Below are 16,708 nucleotides of genomic sequence, written 5' to 3'. Positions count from 1 at the left end.
TTTCAAGCAGAAGACGACATACGGGAGAACAGTAAGGGACTGGAGTTCAGGCGTGTGCTCTTCCGACCCGGGCCCGACTGCGCCGCCGCGAACATGCCGCCGACCGTTGCCGTGCCGCCGAACGTCGGCGGCTCGCACGGCAGCATCTGGCCGGCCGCGTCGAGCATCGCTTCGAGTTCGGCGAGCGGCGTGCCCGCGCGTGCGGTGACGACGAGTTCGGTCGGGTCGTACGACACGACGCCGCGATGCGTGCGCGCGTCGAGCGTGCGGCCTTCGACGGGGCGGCCGAGGAACGCCTTCGTGCCGGCGCCGCGGATGTGCAGCGGCTGGCGGTCGTGGATCGCCGCGTCGACCTGAGCGACGAGCGCGGCGCTGTCGTCGATCGATTCGATTTCGCGTCGCATCAGAAGCGCTCCAGTTCGGGAAACGGCAGCTTGCCGTGATGGACGTGCATCGCGCCGAATTCAGCGCAGCGGTGCAGCGTCGGGATGTTCTTGCCGGGATTGAGCAGGCCCTGCGGATCGAACGCGGCCTTCACAGCGTGGAAGAACGTGATTTCGTCGGCGTTGAATTGCACGCACATCTGGTTGATCTTCTCGCGCCCGACGCCGTGCTCGCCGGTGATGCTGCCGCCCGCCGCGACGCACAGCTCGAGGATCTTGCCGCCGAGCGCTTCCGCGCGATCGAGTTCGCCCGGGCGGTTCGCGTCGAACAGGATCAGCGGGTGCATGTTGCCGTCGCCCGCGTGGAACACGTTCGCGACCGGTAGCCCGTATTCGGCGGACAGCGCGGCGATCCCTTCGAGCACGCGCGGCAGCTCGCGGCGCGGAATCGTGCCGTCCATGCAGTAGTAGTCGGGCGACATGCGGCCGACCGCGGGGAACGCGTTCTTGCGGCCGGCCCAGAAGCGCTGGCGCTCGGCTTCGTCGCGCGCGACGCGGATCTCGGTTGCGCCCGCGTCGCGCAGCAGCGTGGCGACGCGTTCGGCGTCTTCGTCGACGTCGGTCGGCGAGCCGTCGAGCTCGCACAGCAGGATCGCCTGTGCGTCGACCGGGTAGCCCGCGTGAATGAAATCCTCCGCCGCGCGGATCGCGAGGTTGTCCATCATCTCGAGGCCGCCGGGGATCACGCCCGCGCCGATGATTCGCGCGACCGCCGCGCCGGCTTCCGCGACGTCGTCGAAGCTCGCCATCAGCACCTTCACGCTCGGCGGCTTCGGCAGCAGCTTCACGGTGACTTCCGTGACGATGCCGAGCATCCCTTCCGAGCCGGTGAACAAGGCGAGCAGGTCGAAGCCGGGTGCGTCGAGCGCGTCGGCGCCGAGCGTGAGCGTGTCGCCGTCGATCGTCAGGATCTCGACCTTCAGGATGTTGTGCACCGTGAGGCCGTATTTCAGGCAGTGCACGCCGCCCGCGTTTTCGGCGACGTTGCCGCCGATCGAGCAGGCGATCTGCGACGACGGATCGGGGGCGTAGTAGAGGCCGTATGGCGCGGCTGCCTGCGAGATCGCGAGGTTGCGCACGCCGGGCTGCACGCGCGCGATGCCGGCATCGGGGTCGATGTCGAGAATCCTGTTGAACTTCGCCATCACGAGCAGGAGGCCTTTTTCGAGGGGCATCGCGCCGCCCGACAGGCCGGTGCCCGCGCCGCGCGCGACCACCGGCACGCCGAGCGCGGCCGCGACGCGCAACACCGCGCGCACCTGCTCGACCGTGTCGGGCAGCACGACCGCGAGCGGCACCGTGCGGTACGCGGCGAGGCCGTCGCATTCGAACGGCTTGAGCGCTTCGCGTTCGTGCAGCACGTCGAGACCAGGCGCCGCCGCGTGCAGCGCGGCGACGAGTGTGTCGCGGCCGACGGTCGCCAGTGGGCCGTCGATCCGTTCGTCGTAGGTGAAACTCATCGGGGTTGTCTCCACCATGCAGGCGGCTGCGCGACGCGCGGCACGCCGGAAGGGATGGATTCTTGGCGGGCGGCGCGCGCGTGTCCAGACGTGGTGGATGTGGTCATACCAGTTTTTGTCGGGTGGCCATGAGGAGGCTGCATCGATTGCCAGAAAACCGAATGGCTACAAGGGTTTGTGGGAAAATCGCCGATATCCTTCCGAAGTGGTCATACCAGTATGGAAATGCAGGAACAGGCGGGCCCGGCGCGCAACGTGGCCGACGTCGTTGCCGAGCGCATCGAGAAGCTGATCGTCGACGGCGTGCTGAAGGCCGGGCAGGCGCTACCGTCCGAACGGCGGCTGACCGAGAAGCTCGGTGTGTCGCGCACGGCCGTGCGTGAAGGGATGAAGCTGCTGCGTGCGCGCGGCATCATCGACACCGCGCACGGCAAGGGCTCGTTCGTTGCGAGCCTGACCCCGCAACGCGAGATCACGCCGATGATGCATCTGCTCGGCTCGCAGCCGCGCACGCTGTACGACCTGTTCGAGGTACGCGGGATGCTCGAGACGGAGGCCGCGCGGCTTGCGGCGCTGCGCGGTACGCCGGCGGATTTCATCCTGATCAAGCGCCGCTATGAAGAGATGACCGCGGCTGACGCGCAGGATCTCGATCCGGCCGCGCGCGCGAAGCTCGATCATGCGTTCCATCTCGCGATCTGTGAGGCTTCGCATAACCCGGTGCTCGTGAATACGCTGCAGTCGTTGACGGATCTGCTGCTGAGTTCGGTGTTTGCGTCGGTGAACAATCTTTATCACCGTGAGCCGTTGAAGAAGCAGATCGATCGGCAGCATGCGCGGCTTTATAACGCGGTGACGGGGCGGTTGCCGGATCAGGCGCGCAAGGCGGCGAGCGAGCATATCCGCCAGTGTGTCGAGTATTTGCGCGAGATCGAGCAGGAGGAGCAGCGGTTGGTGCGGTCGACGTTGAGGCTTGAAGGGTGGACGTGATGTCGGCTGCGCGTTGCGGTGTGTCTTGATGCGCATCACGCACAGTGAGCCGCCTCGAGACGCGTGTCACAGGGCTATGTCAGACTGTGAGCCATTCTTCGTGTGGCCCCGCTGTTGTCAGTCGTGATGCGTGGACGCTGTCGTGTGAACAGTGTCTGACGGAACCACGCCGGACGAACCGGTGCGCCACGCTTCCTGAACGGAGGACATCGCATGTCGAACCGGACCCACGACGACGGGCACGACGCCCGCCCCGCCAAAGCCGCGGACGAATCCGCTGATGCGCAGCGCGACGCGTTGCTCGCGTTGCTGAATGAGCTGCTGGAAGCCGAGCGCGCCGGTGCGCGGGTTGCGTCGGAGACGGCGGCGGAAATCGACGATCCCGAACTTCATCGGCTGGTGGCCGGCATTCGACAGGATGAGGCGCACTGGTGTGCGGTGCTGGTCGATGCGATTCGGTCGCTCGATGCGACGCCGACGCATGCTACCGGGGCGTTTTATGAGAAGGCGATGGCGATCGACGATCTGGCCGAGCGGCTGGCGTTTTTGAACCGTGGGCAACGGTGGGTCGTGCGGAAGCTGCAGGCGTTACTGCCGACGCTTGCGCAGCCCGACATGCACCATGCGCTCACGCAGATGCTGGTGGCGCATGAGAAGAATATCGGGGCGGTTGATGTGCGGTTGCGGATCAAGGGTGGTGAGTCGCGGGCGGTGTAGCCGCGGTGAGCCGGAGAAACGCTCCTTGAGGATTTCCGTCGATGTCGCTTCCCGGCCCATTGTCGTTATCGACTGTTCTCGCGCAAGCCGCCTTGCAACGAAAACCGAACTGGACTTCCGTGCAGTCCGGCATTGGGCTTCGATTCCCGCGAGCTGTCGCCGACATCGTCCGTGACTCGCATGCCGGATCGACGGCCGTGGTGTTCGTCATCCGGCACCTTGCCGTGCCGGCGATCAAGCGTCTTCCTGGTGTCTTCCTGTTATTGTGGAATGCGAATGAAGATGGCGTGCAGATCGGCTGCGCGGTTGGCGAGACCCACCCCCGCTTCGCCAGGTCACGCTGACCCTTCACGCACCGCTTCGGCCGCCTGCTGGGCAAACCATTGAAGGATGCGTTGTCGTGCCGGGTGCAGGGCGCCGGCGGTCTGCAGCCAAAGCACGTAGACGCCCGTGGTTCTCAACGGTGTACCGAACGGCACGATCAGTTCGCCGCGGCGGATCGCTTCTTGCGCCAAGGTCAGATCCGTCATCGCGACACCCAGCCCGCGACTGGCCGCATCCATTGCCAGTTCGTCCAGGTTGAAGGTCATGTGCCGATAGGTGGCGTCTTCCGCGCCCCCCTGCTCCTGAAGCCAGCGCGTCCACTCGTGATGGCCGGTCGATCCGTGAATGAGCGCGTGTTGGCCTAACTCGTCCAGCGTCGCGGGTGGTTGCTTGCCGCCGATCAGGGTGGGCGCGCACACCGGCACGAGAAGTTCCTCGAAGAGGATGAGGAACGACGGGTCCCGGTGCATTTCGGGCAGGTAAAGGAGATAGGCGTCGCACTCGCCCGTGGCCTCGACCATTTCGGTCGCAACCGTCTCTATCGACAATGACAGATCGGGGCACTGCGCATAGAAGTCGACCATCCGCGGCAACAGCCAGCGGACCGCAACGGAGACGAATATCCGGATGCGAAATGGCCGGTCCCTTCGGGTGAGCTGCTCGTCGAGCGTACGCAACTCGCCCAGCACCTTGCGCGCGACGTCAAGCACCGCCTTGCCGTGCTCGGTCAACTGCATGCCGCGGCTGTTGCGGACAAGCAGCGGCATGCCGTAGTGGCTTTCCAGCTGTTGAATCTTCCGGCTGACCGCGCTCTGCGTCAGATGCAGCTTGTCCGCCACTTCGGTGAAGCTGGCCGATTCGGCCACCAGTGCGAGTGCCTGAAGCGCCTGGAGGGACGGTGGTCGGTAGAGCTTATCCATGCGTTTTTTGAATGCTCGAATGAATTAATAGCACTGGATGGCCCCTCCAGTTCTCAATATATTGGCACAAATCGAATGATGTCCTAACGAAAGGATGCGAATTGTTCATGCTTCAGACAATTGCAGACCGGGTTTCGAGGCAGGAGACGTGCTTTGACTGAAAACATTTGCGGCTGGATTGCCCAGGCGGGTACGTCACCTGTCCGCGCGGCGCTGAAAGGGGCGCGTCGAGCCGACTGGCTCGTGATCGGTGGCGGCTTCACGGGATTGGCGGCGGCCCATACGCTCGCCGAGCTGCACCCCGGATCGCACATTGTCGTTGTCGATCGGCAGCGCGCGGCTCAGGGCGCCTCGGCGCGCAATTCGGGTTTCGTGGTCGCGTACGAACGGCCGGAGCCCGAAGAACTGGTCGACCGGACGTTGAACGAGCAATACTATCGCGCGACGGCGATCGGCAAGGCCGCAAGCGACGAGGTGAGCCGACGTATCGCGACCCTGGGCATCGCGTGTGACCTGAGCTCGGACGGCTACTTCTTCGCTGTCCATGATCCGGGCAAACTCGAACAGGCCGAGGCCCAGGTGGAGACGCTGCAAGATGCGGGGGCGAATGCGAAATTGCTGGAAGGCGAGGCGCTCGCGCGGCGACTGGGCTCGTCTTTCTACACGGCGGCAATATGGTGTGGTGGCGGTAACGGTCTGTTGCAACCGGCGAAGTACGCCAAGGGTTTGCTGGACACGCTGCCCGAGAATGTCTCGCTGTACGAGAACACGGAGATCGTCGGGCTGGAGCGGCTGAATGGCGGCAGCATTCGCGCGCGTTCGCACGACGGCAACATAGACGCCGCGCGAGTCATCATTTGCGTGGGTGCCTTTCTGCACCGAGTCGGGGTAACGGACCGCGCAGTCTTCCCGCTTGAGCTCAGCGCGTCGCTCAGCCGGCCGCTGAACGAGGAAGAGCAGGCCAGGCTGGGCAACGCAGCGGCCTGGGGCGTGCTGTCGACCCGGGTTGCCGGCGCAACGGTACGCCTGACGCCCGACCGGCGCCTCATGATTCGCAACACGGTGGAGTATCGCCATCGCGATCTCGCGGGCCGCTCGCTCGCGGCTCGGCGGGCCAGGCATCTGCAGGGATTGCAGCGCCGGTTCCCGTGGATCGCCAGCGAACATCTGGAATACACGTGGACCGGCCACCTGAGCGCGACGCGATCAGGGGAGCCGCGGTTCGCACAGCTTGAACAGGGTGTGTATGTCGCCGCCGGGTGCAATGGTTCCGGCGTGGCGCGCGGCACGCTGTGGGGGAAACTGCTCGCGGAAATGGCGTCGGGGGGGCAGTCGTCGTTGCTGACGTCCGTCCTCGAAAACGCGCGCCCCGGCTGGCTGCCGCCCCGCCCGTTCTTCGATATTGGCGCCGCAATTCGTCTGCAGTACGAATCGTGTCGCGCGAAAACAGAATCGTGACGCCGCCGTGAACCCGTCCGAAGCAATCGCGCCGCTGAGCCCGGATGCGATTGGCGTCACGGCCCCGTTCGTTACCCGCAACCTGACCCAACAAAGGAAAGTACGATGAGCGTTTCCCACGCAGGATTTCGATGCCGGCGAGCGATCGTCGCGAGCCTTTGCATGACGGCGGCCCTGGCAGCATGGACGGTGCCGGTCGCCCGCGCGGCGGATACCGAGTTGAACGTCTACAACTGGTCCGACTACATCGCGAAAGACACCATCCCGAACTTCGAGAAGCAGACCGGCATTCACGTTCGGTACGACAACTACGACAGCAACGACACGCTGCAGGCCAAATTGCTCACCGGCAATTCGGGCTACGACATCGTCGTGCCGACGTCGAATTACCTGGGCGCGCAGATCCGGGCCGGCGTGTATCAGAAGCTCGACAAGTCGAAGCTGCCGAATCTGAAGAACCTGAGCCCGACGCTCATGCAGATGGTCGCGGGAGCCGATCCGGGAAACCAGTACGGCGTGCCCTGGGCCTTTGCGGTCATCGGTATCGGCTACAACGTGCAGGCCGTGCGGAAGGTGCTCGGTGAAAACGCGCCGGTCGACAGCTGGGCGCTCGTTTTCGATCCCGCGAATCTGGCGAAGCTCAAGGGTTGTGGCGTGTCCTTTCTCGACGAATCCATCGACGTCTTTGCGGCCGCACTGCAATACATGCACAAGGATCCGAACAGCACCGATCCTGCCGATTATCAGGCTGCGTTCGAGATGCTGAAGAAAGTCCGGCCGTACGTGACCGAGTTCAATTCTTCCGGCTACATCAACGATCTCGCCAACAACGACGTTTGCGTGTCCATCGGCTTTGCCGGCGATGTCGGCATTGCGCGCCGGCGCAGCAAGGAGGCGAAACGTCCGTATGACATCAGGTTCTCGAACGTCAGGGAGGGCGGGCTCGTTGCGTTCGACATGATGGCGATTCCGAAAGACGCACCGCATCCGGAGGCGGCGCTGAAGTGGATCAACTACATCGAGGATCCCAAGGTCAACGCGGCGATCACCAATGAAGTGTATTACCCGACGGCGAACGTGCCGGCGCGCAAATTCGTTACGCCGGCGATCGCGCAGGACCTGTCGGTCTATCCTCCGGACGATGTATTCAAGAAGATGACGCTGATGAAACCGAAACCGGTGGAGATTCTCCGGCTCGAAAACCGGCTGTGGACGCAGTTGAAGACCGCGCGCTGACGGCGGGAAATGCCGGGGGCGACGTTCCCGGGTGGTGGAATGCGGGCGGTTCGTACCGCGTTCCACGCCACTGTTCCGCCGCATGAAAAAAGCCCGCCGAAGCGGGCAACCTCACGATGCGGAGGGGGAGATACGAATACGCGGGGCCGCGCGCTCAACCTTTGGTCGCACCAAACGTCAGCCCCGCCACAAAATGCTTCTGCATCGCGAAGAACATCGCGACGGATGGCAGCGCCGCCAGAATCGACCCCGCCGACACGAGATTCCACGACGTCGTCCACTGCCCCTTCAACGCCGCAACACCTGCCGTAATCGGCGCGGCTTCATCGCCTTGCGTGAGACAAAGCGCCCAGAAGTAGTCATTCCACACGAACGTAAAAACGAGAATCGCCAGCGCAGCCAACGCGGGTCGAATCAACGGCAACACGATCCGCCAGAACACCGTCCATTCCCCCGCCCCCTCGATCCGCGCCGCCTCGATCAACTCGAACGGCAACTGCTTGATGAAGTTGCGCAGAAACAGCGTGCAGAACCCCGTCTGAAACGCGACATGAAACAGGATCAGCGCCTCGACCGTATTGAACACGCCGAGCCTGAGCGACAAGTCCCGCACCGGAATCATCAGCACCTGCACCGGCACGAAGTTGCCCGCGACGAACGTGCCAAAGAGCGCCGTGCTCCCACGAAACTTGTAGGTTGCCAGCGCAAACCCCGCCATCGCCGCCAGCGCAATCGACCCGACCACGGAAGGCACCGTGATCTGCACGCTGTTCCAGAAGTAATGCAGCATCGGCGACGTCGTCAGCGCGTCGCGATAGTTCTCGATCATCGAGAAGTGCCGTGGCCAGCCCCAGTAGTGGCCTTCGACCAGTTCCTCGGTCGAGCGCACCGACGTGACGAACACCGCGATCATCGGCAACAGCCAGATCAGCAGTGCAACCGGCAACGACAACTTGTACAGCCTGCGCGAGACAGGCTTCCATTGAGCAACGGGAGTCGGAAACATGATGGCCACCGGTCAGGTTATTGCTCGTTGCGCAGCAAGCGGCGCAACTGGAACACGATGTAGACGAGCATGATCGCGAACAGCACGACCGCAATCGACGCGGAATAGCCGAGCCGGTAGTACTTGATCGCCTGGTCGTACATGTAATACGCGAGCACGGTCGAGCTCTCGAACGGGCCGCCGCTCGTCATCACCGAGATCAGGTCGAAGCTGCGCAGCGCGCCGATCACCGTGACGACGATCGCCATGAAGGTGGTCGGCCGCAACTGCGGCAGCACGACATGCCACAGCAGCGCGAATCCGCGCGCGCCTTCCATCCGTGCGGCTTCGATCTGTTCCGGGTTGAGCGAGGTGAGGCCGGTGAGGTACAGGATCATGCAGTACGCGGTCTGCGGCCACAGCGCGGCAAACACGATGCCGAACGTCGCATAGCGCGCGTCGCCGAGCACCGGGATGCCGTGCCCGGCGATCAGCGCGAGCAGGCCGAACGTCGGATCGTAGAACCACGAAAAGATCAGCCCGACGACCACGCCGGACAGCACGAACGGCGCGAAGAACAGCGACTTCACGAGCCGGATGCCGCCGACTGCCTGGTTCAGGTACAACGCGAGCGCGAGGCCGAGCGGCGGCGCGAGCATGAACAGCGCGAGCCAGATCACGTTATTGCGCAGCGCGGTGTAGAACGTCGGCGCATGCAGTAGTTCGACGTAGTTCGCGAGACCGACGAAGGTGCGCTCGGTCATCCCGTCCCAGTTGTACAGGCTCAGCCACAGCGTCGACAGGATCGGCCAGATCACATAGACGGCAACCATTGCGCACGCCGGCGCGAGAAAGAGCCACGCGGCGCGCTGTTGCCGCCGCACGGCAGGTGACGGGCGGCGTGCGGGCAGGGCGGTGGCGGCGGACGCGCCGCTTGGCGGTGGCGCGGCGCCCGCGCCGGCGGGCGGGGTGGACGTGATCGGACTGGACACGGCAAGCCTCCTGAACGAGCGCGGCGGCACGGGGCCGCCGGTTGGGTCACGCGGTCACTTCTTGTAGATCCGCTTGCGGGTCTGTTCGAGTTGCGCGAGCACCGTATCGAGCTGCGCGGGATTCGCGATGAACTGCTGCATGCCCTTCATCCCCTCGTCGGCCATTTCCTTCGTCATGTCGCGGTCGTAGAACTGCGCGACGCCGCCCTTGGTATCGGCGAGGATCCGGAAGCCGATGCGCGAGATCGGATCGGCCGGCTCGGGCGACTTGCTGTTGGCCGACAGCGAACCGAGCCCCTCCGCGAGCTTCGCGCCCATCTCGGGCGTTTCGACGAACGCGAGGAACGTGTGCGCGTCGGCCTTGTTCTTCGCCTTCGTCGGGATATGCAGCGATTCGACCGGGCCGTCCTCGGCGGTCGGCACCTTCGGGTCGATGATCGGGAAGCGGTAGTAGCCCATTTCCTGCTTCACGTTCGGCGGAAAGCCCGCCGCGATGAAGGTGCCCATCAGCATCATCGCGGCCTTGCCCTGGAACAGGAACGGCTGCGCGCCGTCGAGATCGTAGGACAGCGCGTTGTCGATGAAGTAGCCCGCATCGATCAGCGATTTCCACGTCGTGTAGACCTTCTTCACGCGCGGGTCGGTGTACGGCACGTCGCCGGCCATCAGCTGCTGGTGGAACGCGTTGCCGTTCAGGCGCAGGTCGAGATAGTCGAACCAGCCGGCGAGCGTCCACGCGTCGCGGCCGCCGATCGCGATCGGCGTGATGCCGGCCGCCTTCAGCTTCTTGCACGCGTCGAGAAACTGGTCCCACGTCTTCGGCTCGTCGGCGATGCCGACCTTGCTGAACAGGTCCTTGCGGTAGAACAGCCCCCACGAGTAGTAGACGGTCGGCGCCGCGTACTGCTTGCCGTTGTACGACGATGCATCGCGCGTCGACGCGTACATCGTGCCCCAGCCGTTCTTCGCCCAGTCGCCGCTCAGGTCCTCGAACAGCCCGCGCTTCGCGTAGTACGCCATCCGCTCGCCCGCGTGCCAGTTGACGACGTCCGGTGCGACGGTCGTGAGCCATGCGGGGAGCTGCACCTTGTACGCTTCCTCGTCGACGAAGGTCGCCTTCACGTCGATGTCGGGATGCGCCTTGCGGAACGAGTCGAGCGTCGACTGCCAGACCGCACGCTGGCTGGCGCCCTTGAACGCGATATTGATCGTCAGCGTGCCGGCATCGGCGGGCGCCGTCATGCCGAGCGATGCCAGTGCGACAGCGGCGGCCGTGGCGAGCCGGGTGGCGACGCGAAGGGGGCGATGTGTCATGCGTGTCTCCAGTTCTGGGTGTCGTTGTGCGTGACCGGCGCGTCGTGGCGCCGGTCGCGGTTGCTACGAACGGCTTCGATACACGGCCACGTCTTGCGGCCCGACTTGCGCAGTGCCGAGCACGAACGCAGACGGCGGCACCGCGTCGATCGTGTGCGGCGTGTCGCCATAGTTGAAAACGTAGGTCAGGCCGCCGCGCCGGCTTACGCGCACGCCGTCGCCGAGCGGCGTCGGCGCGAGGCCGGCTTCGGCCGCGACATCGGCGAACAGCCGGACGGTGGTCGCGTCGTCGAATAGCGCGGCCCAGTAGTGCAGCGTGCCGTGCGACACGCAGGCCGGGTGTCCGTCGGCGAAGCGCGCGTGCACGACGCTGTGCGTGTCGTCGTGCAGCTCGACGAAGTCGCGCCAGTGGCGTGCGTCGCCGGCGAGCCGAGAGCCGTCGCTCAGCGTGCCGTCGATCCGCTCGGTCACGTTCGGTCGCAGCGATTCGACGCGCCACACGCGCACCGGCAGGATCGACGCGAGCGGGCCGGGTGGCAGCGTCGGCGGGATCTGCAGGTCGACCGTCTTCGAGCCGGTGCGCGGCCCGAACACCGCATGCGCACCCGAGGCCGCGAGCCGTGCGGCGAAGTCGTCCGGCACGACCGGCAGTGGCGGCACGACGACGAGGCGGTAGCCGTCGAGCGGCGCATGCGCGGAAACGATGTCGACGTCGAGGCCGAGCGCGCGCAGCGCCGAGTAGTACTCGAATGCGAAGCGCGGGTAATGGAAATCGGCGCCTTGCGGCTGCACTTCGAACAGCCACTTCGCTTCGTAATCGAAGACCAGCGCGACGGGGGCGCGCACAGCGCCGTCCGCGTCCGCACCGGCGTCGTGCACGGCCGCGATCTCGTGCGCGACGCGCTGCGCCTCGCGGCCGCCTTCGTCGAGCTTGTCATCGGGGGTGTGCAGGCCCGCATGCATCTGCTCCTGCGCGAACGGCGCCTGCCGCCAACGGAAGTACGACACGCAGCCGGCGCCGTGCGCGAAGGCTTCCCAGCTCCACAGGCGCACCATGCCCCGCAGCGGCGCGGGGTTCCATTGCGCCCAGTTCACGGGCCCCGGCTGCTGCTCCATCACCCAGAACGGCAGCTTCGACATGCCGCGATAGAGATCGTGATTGAACGACGCGAAATCGGGATGGCCGGTGCGCAGCCAGCGCGCCTTCACGTCGGGCGCGAACCATTGTTCTTCGAGCGCGCCGAGCGGGTAGCTGTCCCACGTCGCGATGTCGAGGTCGCGCGCTACTTCGTAATGGTCGAACTCGGTGAACAGCTGCATGAAGTTGTGCGCGACGGGGCGGCCCGGCGAATGCGCGCGGATCACGCCGACCTGCATCCGGTGATAGCGCGCGACTTCGTCCGACGCGAAGCGCCGGTAGTCGAGGCGGTGCGACGGGTGGGCCTCGGTCACGGTGCCGACGGGCGCGTCGACTTCGTCGAAATGGCGATACTCCATGCTCCAGAACACGGTGCCCCACGCGCGGTTCAGCGCGTCGATCGTGCCGTAGCGCGCCTTCAGCCACGTGCGAAAGCGCACGAGCGCGGCCGGCGAGTAGCTGACGACGGTCTGGTGGCAACCCAGCTCGTTGTCGGTCTGCCAGTAGCGTACGGCCGGGTGGCGGCCGTAGCGTTCGGCGACCGCCGTGCAGATCTGGCGCGACGCTTCGAGATAGGTCGGCGACGAGAAGTCGTAATGGCGGCGTGAGCCGAACGCGCGCGGCCGGCCGTCCGCGCCGATCGCGAGGATGTCGGGATGGCGGTCGACCAGCCATTTCGGCGGCGTCGCGGTTGGCGTGCACATCACGATCTCGAGGCCGGCCGCACCGAGCACGTCGACCGCGCGATCGAGCCAGCCCCAGTCGTATTCGCCCGGCGACGGCTCGATACGGCTCCACGCGAATTCGGCGATCCGCACCTGCTCGATGCCGAGCGCTTTCATCCGGCGGGCATCGTCGGCCCACATCGTTTCCGGCCAGTGTTCCGGGTAGTAGCAGACTCCGAGGCGCATGCCCGATCCTTATGCGTAGTGGTGAACGTGGACGTCGGCGCACGCGCGCACCGCGCGGCCGTCTTCGGTGAAGAGATGGCAAGCCGCGGCCGGCGCATGTACGAGCACGCGTTCGCCGCTGCGCACCTGCGCATCGCCGGGCACCTTCGCGATGAGCGAGTTGCCGCCGGGTTGGTCGAGGTGCACGTAGGTCTGTTCGCCGAGGCGTTCGACGAGCGCGACATCGCGCGCGAGTGCCGTCGCGTCGTGCGCGGCGCCGAGCGTCAGGTGTTCGGGGCGAATGCCGAGCGTTACGGGGGCGCCCGCGCCGAGTGACGAGCCGTCGCGCGGCAGCACGAAGGTTTCACCGGACGGTGCGAGCGTGACGGTCGTGCGATGCGCATCGCAGGCGGTCACGACGGCCGGCAGGAAGTTCATGCGCGGCGAACCGATGAAGCCCGCGACGAAGCGGCTGGCCGGGTGGTGGTAGAGGTCGAGCGGCGCACCGACTTGCGCGATGCTGCCGTGCTGCGCGGTATCGGCGCCGGCATGCAGCAGCACGATCTTGTCGGCGAGCGTCATCGCTTCGGTCTGGTCGTGCGTCACGTAGACGACGCTCGCGCGTTCGAACTGCCGGTGCAGCCGCGCGATCTCGATGCGGGTCTGGCCGCGCAGCGCGGCGTCGAGATTCGACAGCGGTTCGTCGAACAGGAACACGCCGGGCTCGCGCACGATCGCGCGGCCGATCGCGACGCGCTGCCGTTGCCCGCCCGACAGCGCCTTCGGCTTGCGATCGAGCAGCGTGTCGAGTTGGAGGATGCGCGCGGCATCACGCACCTTCCGGTCGATCTCGGCCTTCGGCACGCGCGCGAGCTTCAGCCCGAACGCCATGTTCTCGTAGACCGTCATGTGCGGAAACAGCGCGTAGCTCTGGAACACCATCGCGACACCGCGCTCGGCGGCCGGCACGTCGTCGACGCGGCGGCCGTCGATCGACAGCTCGCCCGCACTCAGGTCCTCGAGCCCGGCGATCATCCGCAGCAACGTCGACTTGCCGCATCCGGACGGCCCGAGGAACACGCAGAACTCGTGCGCGCCGATCTCCAGATCGACGTCGCGAATGACCGGCGCGTGATCGCCATAGGCTTTCTGCACGCGCCGCATCGAGATGCTCGCCATTGTCTCCGCTCCATGTTCTAATGCGCTTTCATCAGTGATTAAGCGCTTAATCATCGCGATCAAAAAAAGAGGCGATGCGATCGCGGCCGAGTCGCGCCCGTCGGTCGGGCGGCAGGGTGTGCGGCGATAGTGCGCCGCTTCGGTGAGCGAAGCAAATACTGGATAGACGTCTCATATAGTGAGCCAACGATGGCAACCCTGGATGAAGTGGCGCGCCGCGCCGGCGTGACGGCCGCAACCGTGTCGAACGTGCTGCGTGATCGCGGCCGGGTGGGCGAGGCAACGCGTGCGCGGGTGCTCGAAGCCGTGGAGGCGCTCGGGTATCGGCCGCATCTCGCTGCGCGGGCGCTGGCGGAAGGGCGCGCGCCGACGGTCGCGCTGATGGTGTCGAGCATCGCGAACCCGTTTTATCCGGAGTTCGCGCTGGCGGTCGAGCGTGCGGTGCGGCGCAACGGGCAGTTCCTGATCGTCTGTAATACGAATGAAGATCCGTTGCAAGGGCGTGCGTATCTCGACCAGATCGCCGGCACGATCTCCGAAGGCATTCTCGTCACTAACGCAAACCTGCATCTGCCGGATCTGCTCGACGTGGCGGCGCGCGGCGTGCCGGTCGTGCTGTGCCTGTGGGAGCGGCCCGAGGCACCGCCCGACGGGTTGCCGTGCGTGGCGATCGATTTCCGCGAGGCAGGGCGGATCGCGACGCGGCATCTGCTCGAGCTGGGTCACAAGCACATCGGCGTGATCGTCGGCGGGTCGGCGAGCGGCGTGCAGGCGGCGCGCTACGACGGCTTCGTCGACGTGATGCGCGAAGCGGGACTCGATGCGTCGATCGTTGCGGCCGAGCCCGATTCGATCGAAGGCGGCGTGCGCGCGGCCGGACGGTTGCTGGATGCGCATCCGCAGTTGACCGCGCTGGTGGCGACCAACGACCTGCCGGCGATCGGTGCGATGCATGCGGCGGCCGATCGCGGCAGGCGCGTGCCGGATGATCTGTCGATCGTCGGGATTACCGACATTCACCTGGCCAGCGATACGCGGCCCACGCTGACGACCGTTGCGATCCCGACCGCCGAGGCCGCCGGGCTCGCGGTCGAGCTGCTTAATGCGCTGCGCGAGGCGGGTGATCGGAGCGACGCAGTGTCACGCGTGCGTACCGCGTCGCTGCCGAAGCTGGTGGTGCGGGGTACGACTGGTCGTGCGCGTGACGGCGGCGCGACGCGGTCGACTTGATGCGTGATGGAGTGAGTACGTTGAAGTCGCCAGCGTGATCATTGCGTCCGGGCATGGGGCAGCGCCCGGGGTAGCAAACGGCGAACGGCGAACGGCAAACGGCAAACGGCAAACGGCAAACGGCAAACGGCAAACGGCAAACGCACCACCGGCCTCAACCGTCTTCGACGAGCCGCATCACGATGCTTCTGGCCGATTCGAGATGCGCGACCGTCATCGAACGTGCCGCGCGCGCATTGCGTTCGCGGCACGCCTGCAGGATCTCCTCGTGCTCGACCTGGAACGACGGCGTATCCGCAAGCAACGTGGTCTGCAGGCGCTCGTACCGTTCGACCTGGCTACGCAACTCCGCGATCGTCTTCAACTGCCGCGCGTTGCCGCAGCACGAATACAGCAGCGCGTGGAATTCGCGGTTCAGTTCGCCCTGCCGGCGCGGCACGGCCGCATCGCCGAGCAGGCGATGGACGAGTTCGGCACGCGCGAGCGTTTCGTCGTCGAGCCGCTTCACGCTCCGGTAGATCGCGTCGCCTTCGAGCAGCGCGCGCAGGTCGTAGATTTCCTGTACGTCCGATGCGCTCAGCATGCGCACGACGGCGCCGCGATTCCTGTAGATATCCAGCAAGCCTTCGCGCTCCAGGCGCTGGATCGCCTCGCGCATCGGAATCCGGCTGATGCCGAACCGGTCGGCGAGGTCGCGCTCGACGAGCCGCTCGCCGGCTTCGAGTTCGCCGTTGATGATCATGTCCCGCAACGAGGCGGCCACGGCGTCCGCCGTGGAGTCGAGTTTGGCTTCCATGTCTGCAGGTTCCTTCAATTTGGAATAATGGTATACCAAACGGGAATCCAGTGCCAAAATGGCGAGCGCAGGCGGGCTTCGTAAAACGACATCCGGCCCGGCCGAAGCAACCCACATCAATGGAGAGCGAGATGGCATCTGGCGAACACAAGTATCGCGTCGCAGTAGAGTGGACGGGCAATCGCGGCACCGGCACGTCGGGGTATCGCGAGTACGGCCGCGATCATCTGATCCGGGCCGGTTCCAAGCCGGATATTCCCGGTTCGTCAGACCCGGCGTTTCGGGGCGATGCGGCGCGCTGGAATCCGGAAGACCTGCTGCTGGCGTCGGCATCGGCGTGCCACAAGCTCTGGTACCTGCATCTGTGTTCCGACGCGGGTATTCGCGTGCTCGCCTATGTCGACGATGCGGAAGGCACGATGGTCGACAGCGTCGAGCCGGGCCGCTTCACGGAAATCGTGTTGCGCCCGCATGTGACGATCCGGGCCGGCGACGATCGCGAGCGGGCGGAACATCTGCATCATGATGCGCACGCGAAGTGCTATATCGCGAACTCGGTCAATTTTCCGATCCGTTGCGAACCGGTGATCGAGTTCGCCGCCGCGTGACGCCGACACCCGCCTGAATGAAATCGAC

The 16,708-nt window shown here is 65.7% G+C and carries 14 protein-coding genes and 2 pseudogenes; 7 read left to right on the top strand and 9 right to left on the bottom strand.

Features of this window, described 5'->3' with window-relative positions; all coding sequences use genetic code 11:
• Window positions 1-68 precede the first annotated feature (68 nt).
• Both G3O00_RS20575 and glcD read right to left on the bottom strand, forming a co-directional pair.
• Window positions 69-404 (bottom strand): annotated as a pseudogene (locus G3O00_RS20575) (FAD-binding protein); the annotation flags it as partial.
• On the bottom strand, window positions 404-1,903 hold the full coding sequence (gene glcD, locus G3O00_RS20570; RefSeq protein ID WP_174940512.1) for a glycolate oxidase subunit GlcD: 1,500 nt from the start codon (window positions 1,901-1,903) through the stop codon (window positions 404-406). The gene glcD and the pseudogene G3O00_RS20575, both read right to left, overlap by 1 nt.
• A gap of 219 nt (window positions 1,904-2,122) precedes the next feature.
• Here glcD and glcC point away from each other — a divergent pair, with 219 nt between their 5' ends.
• The 3 genes and pseudogenes from glcC to G3O00_RS20555 all read left to right on the top strand — a co-directional run bounded on the left by glcC (window position 2,123) and on the right by G3O00_RS20555 (window position 3,954).
• Complete coding sequence (glcC, locus tag G3O00_RS20565) at window positions 2,123-2,893, top strand: transcriptional regulator GlcC (RefSeq protein ID WP_011353650.1); 771 nt, start codon at window positions 2,123-2,125, stop codon at window positions 2,891-2,893.
• A 276-nt stretch (window positions 2,894-3,169) separates the two neighbouring features.
• Window positions 3,170-3,610, top strand: a pseudogene (locus G3O00_RS20560) (DUF6306 domain-containing protein); the annotation flags it as partial.
• A 41-nt stretch (window positions 3,611-3,651) separates the two neighbouring features.
• Window positions 3,652-3,954: a hypothetical protein gene (locus G3O00_RS20555; RefSeq protein WP_206144135.1), complete on the top strand. Its 303-nt coding sequence runs from the start codon at window positions 3,652-3,654 to the stop codon at window positions 3,952-3,954.
• Here G3O00_RS20555 and G3O00_RS20550 read toward each other — a convergent pair.
• On the bottom strand, window positions 3,946-4,854 hold the full coding sequence (locus G3O00_RS20550) for a LysR substrate-binding domain-containing protein (protein WP_206144134.1): 909 nt from the start codon (window positions 4,852-4,854) through the stop codon (window positions 3,946-3,948). The genes G3O00_RS20555 and G3O00_RS20550 overlap by 9 nt on opposite strands.
• A gap of 153 nt (window positions 4,855-5,007) precedes the next feature.
• Here G3O00_RS20550 and G3O00_RS20545 point away from each other — a divergent pair, with 153 nt between their 5' ends.
• Together G3O00_RS20545 and G3O00_RS20540 are read left to right on the top strand one after the other, a co-directional pair.
• Window positions 5,008-6,312 carry an FAD-dependent oxidoreductase gene (locus G3O00_RS20545; protein WP_206144133.1) on the top strand — a complete coding sequence of 435 codons (1,305 nt, stop codon included), beginning with the start codon at window positions 5,008-5,010 and terminating at the stop codon, window positions 6,310-6,312.
• Window positions 6,313-6,417: 105 nt separating this feature from the next.
• Window positions 6,418-7,548, top strand: a complete 1,131-nt coding sequence (locus tag G3O00_RS20540) for a polyamine ABC transporter substrate-binding protein (protein ID WP_174954295.1) — start codon at window positions 6,418-6,420, stop codon at window positions 7,546-7,548.
• 154 nt (window positions 7,549-7,702) lie between these two features.
• Here G3O00_RS20540 and G3O00_RS20535 read toward each other — a convergent pair whose 3' ends face one another.
• The 5 genes from G3O00_RS20535 to ugpC all read right to left on the bottom strand — a co-directional run bounded on the left by G3O00_RS20535 (window position 7,703) and on the right by ugpC (window position 14,046).
• Window positions 7,703-8,554, bottom strand: coding sequence for a carbohydrate ABC transporter permease (locus G3O00_RS20535; protein WP_039340348.1), 852 nt, complete (start codon window positions 8,552-8,554; stop codon window positions 7,703-7,705).
• Between the two features lie 17 nt (window positions 8,555-8,571).
• Window positions 8,572-9,525 carry a sugar ABC transporter permease gene (locus G3O00_RS20530; protein ID WP_174934644.1) on the bottom strand — a complete coding sequence of 318 codons (954 nt, stop codon included), beginning with the start codon at window positions 9,523-9,525 and terminating at the stop codon, window positions 8,572-8,574.
• A 54-nt stretch (window positions 9,526-9,579) separates the two neighbouring features.
• The gene (locus G3O00_RS20525) at window positions 9,580-10,839 is read right to left on the bottom strand and encodes an extracellular solute-binding protein (RefSeq protein WP_206144132.1); all 1,260 of its coding nucleotides are present in this window, start codon (window positions 10,837-10,839) and stop codon (window positions 9,580-9,582) included.
• A 63-nt stretch (window positions 10,840-10,902) separates the two neighbouring features.
• Window positions 10,903-12,888, bottom strand: a complete 1,986-nt coding sequence (locus G3O00_RS20520; RefSeq protein WP_206144131.1) for a beta-galactosidase — start codon at window positions 12,886-12,888, stop codon at window positions 10,903-10,905.
• A 9-nt stretch (window positions 12,889-12,897) separates the two neighbouring features.
• The gene (gene ugpC, locus G3O00_RS20515; protein ID WP_206144130.1) at window positions 12,898-14,046 is read right to left on the bottom strand and encodes a sn-glycerol-3-phosphate ABC transporter ATP-binding protein UgpC; all 1,149 of its coding nucleotides are present in this window, start codon (window positions 14,044-14,046) and stop codon (window positions 12,898-12,900) included.
• A 189-nt stretch (window positions 14,047-14,235) separates the two neighbouring features.
• Between ugpC and G3O00_RS20510 the strand changes: the two genes are divergently transcribed.
• Entirely contained in the window at window positions 14,236-15,276 is a 1,041-nt protein-coding gene (locus G3O00_RS20510) for a LacI family DNA-binding transcriptional regulator (protein ID WP_174934652.1), read from the top strand.
• A 154-nt stretch (window positions 15,277-15,430) separates the two neighbouring features.
• Here G3O00_RS20510 and G3O00_RS20505 read toward each other — a convergent pair whose 3' ends face one another.
• Window positions 15,431-16,072, bottom strand: coding sequence for a GntR family transcriptional regulator (locus G3O00_RS20505; RefSeq protein WP_206144129.1), 642 nt, complete (start codon window positions 16,070-16,072; stop codon window positions 15,431-15,433).
• A gap of 131 nt (window positions 16,073-16,203) precedes the next feature.
• Between G3O00_RS20505 and G3O00_RS20500 the strand changes: the two genes are divergently transcribed.
• Window positions 16,204-16,680 carry an OsmC family protein gene (locus G3O00_RS20500; protein WP_206144128.1) on the top strand — a complete coding sequence of 159 codons (477 nt, stop codon included), beginning with the start codon at window positions 16,204-16,206 and terminating at the stop codon, window positions 16,678-16,680.
• Window positions 16,681-16,708 lie beyond the last annotated feature (28 nt).

This window comes from Burkholderia sp. Ac-20384, from assembly GCF_017104605.1.
Lineage (GTDB): Bacteria > Pseudomonadota > Gammaproteobacteria > Burkholderiales > Burkholderiaceae > Burkholderia > Burkholderia lata.
This window is presented reverse-complemented; position numbering and strand designations above follow the sequence as displayed.

Excerpts from the sequence above, each read along its gene's own strand:
- glcD (WP_174940512.1), bottom strand. The coding sequence starts at position 1,903 with ATGAGTTTCACCTACGACGAACGGATCGACGGCCCACTGGCGACCGTC.
- glcC (WP_011353650.1), top strand. The coding sequence starts at position 2,123 with ATGGAAATGCAGGAACAGGCGGGCCCGGCGCGCAACGTGGCCGACGTC.
- G3O00_RS20555 (WP_206144135.1), top strand. The coding sequence starts at position 3,652 with ATGTCGCTTCCCGGCCCATTGTCGTTATCGACTGTTCTCGCGCAAGCC.
- G3O00_RS20550 (WP_206144134.1), bottom strand. The coding sequence starts at position 4,854 with ATGGATAAGCTCTACCGACCACCGTCCCTCCAGGCGCTTCAGGCACTC.
- G3O00_RS20540 (WP_174954295.1), top strand. The coding sequence starts at position 6,418 with ATGAGCGTTTCCCACGCAGGATTTCGATGCCGGCGAGCGATCGTCGCG.
- G3O00_RS20535 (WP_039340348.1), bottom strand. The coding sequence starts at position 8,554 with ATGTTTCCGACTCCCGTTGCTCAATGGAAGCCTGTCTCGCGCAGGCTG.
- G3O00_RS20525 (WP_206144132.1), bottom strand. The coding sequence starts at position 10,839 with ATGACACATCGCCCCCTTCGCGTCGCCACCCGGCTCGCCACGGCCGCC.
- G3O00_RS20520 (WP_206144131.1), bottom strand. The coding sequence starts at position 12,888 with ATGCGCCTCGGAGTCTGCTACTACCCGGAACACTGGCCGGAAACGATG.
- ugpC (WP_206144130.1), bottom strand. The coding sequence starts at position 14,046 with ATGGCGAGCATCTCGATGCGGCGCGTGCAGAAAGCCTATGGCGATCAC.
- G3O00_RS20510 (WP_174934652.1), top strand. The coding sequence starts at position 14,236 with ATGGCAACCCTGGATGAAGTGGCGCGCCGCGCCGGCGTGACGGCCGCA.
- G3O00_RS20505 (WP_206144129.1), bottom strand. The coding sequence starts at position 16,072 with ATGGAAGCCAAACTCGACTCCACGGCGGACGCCGTGGCCGCCTCGTTG.
- G3O00_RS20500 (WP_206144128.1), top strand. The coding sequence starts at position 16,204 with ATGGCATCTGGCGAACACAAGTATCGCGTCGCAGTAGAGTGGACGGGC.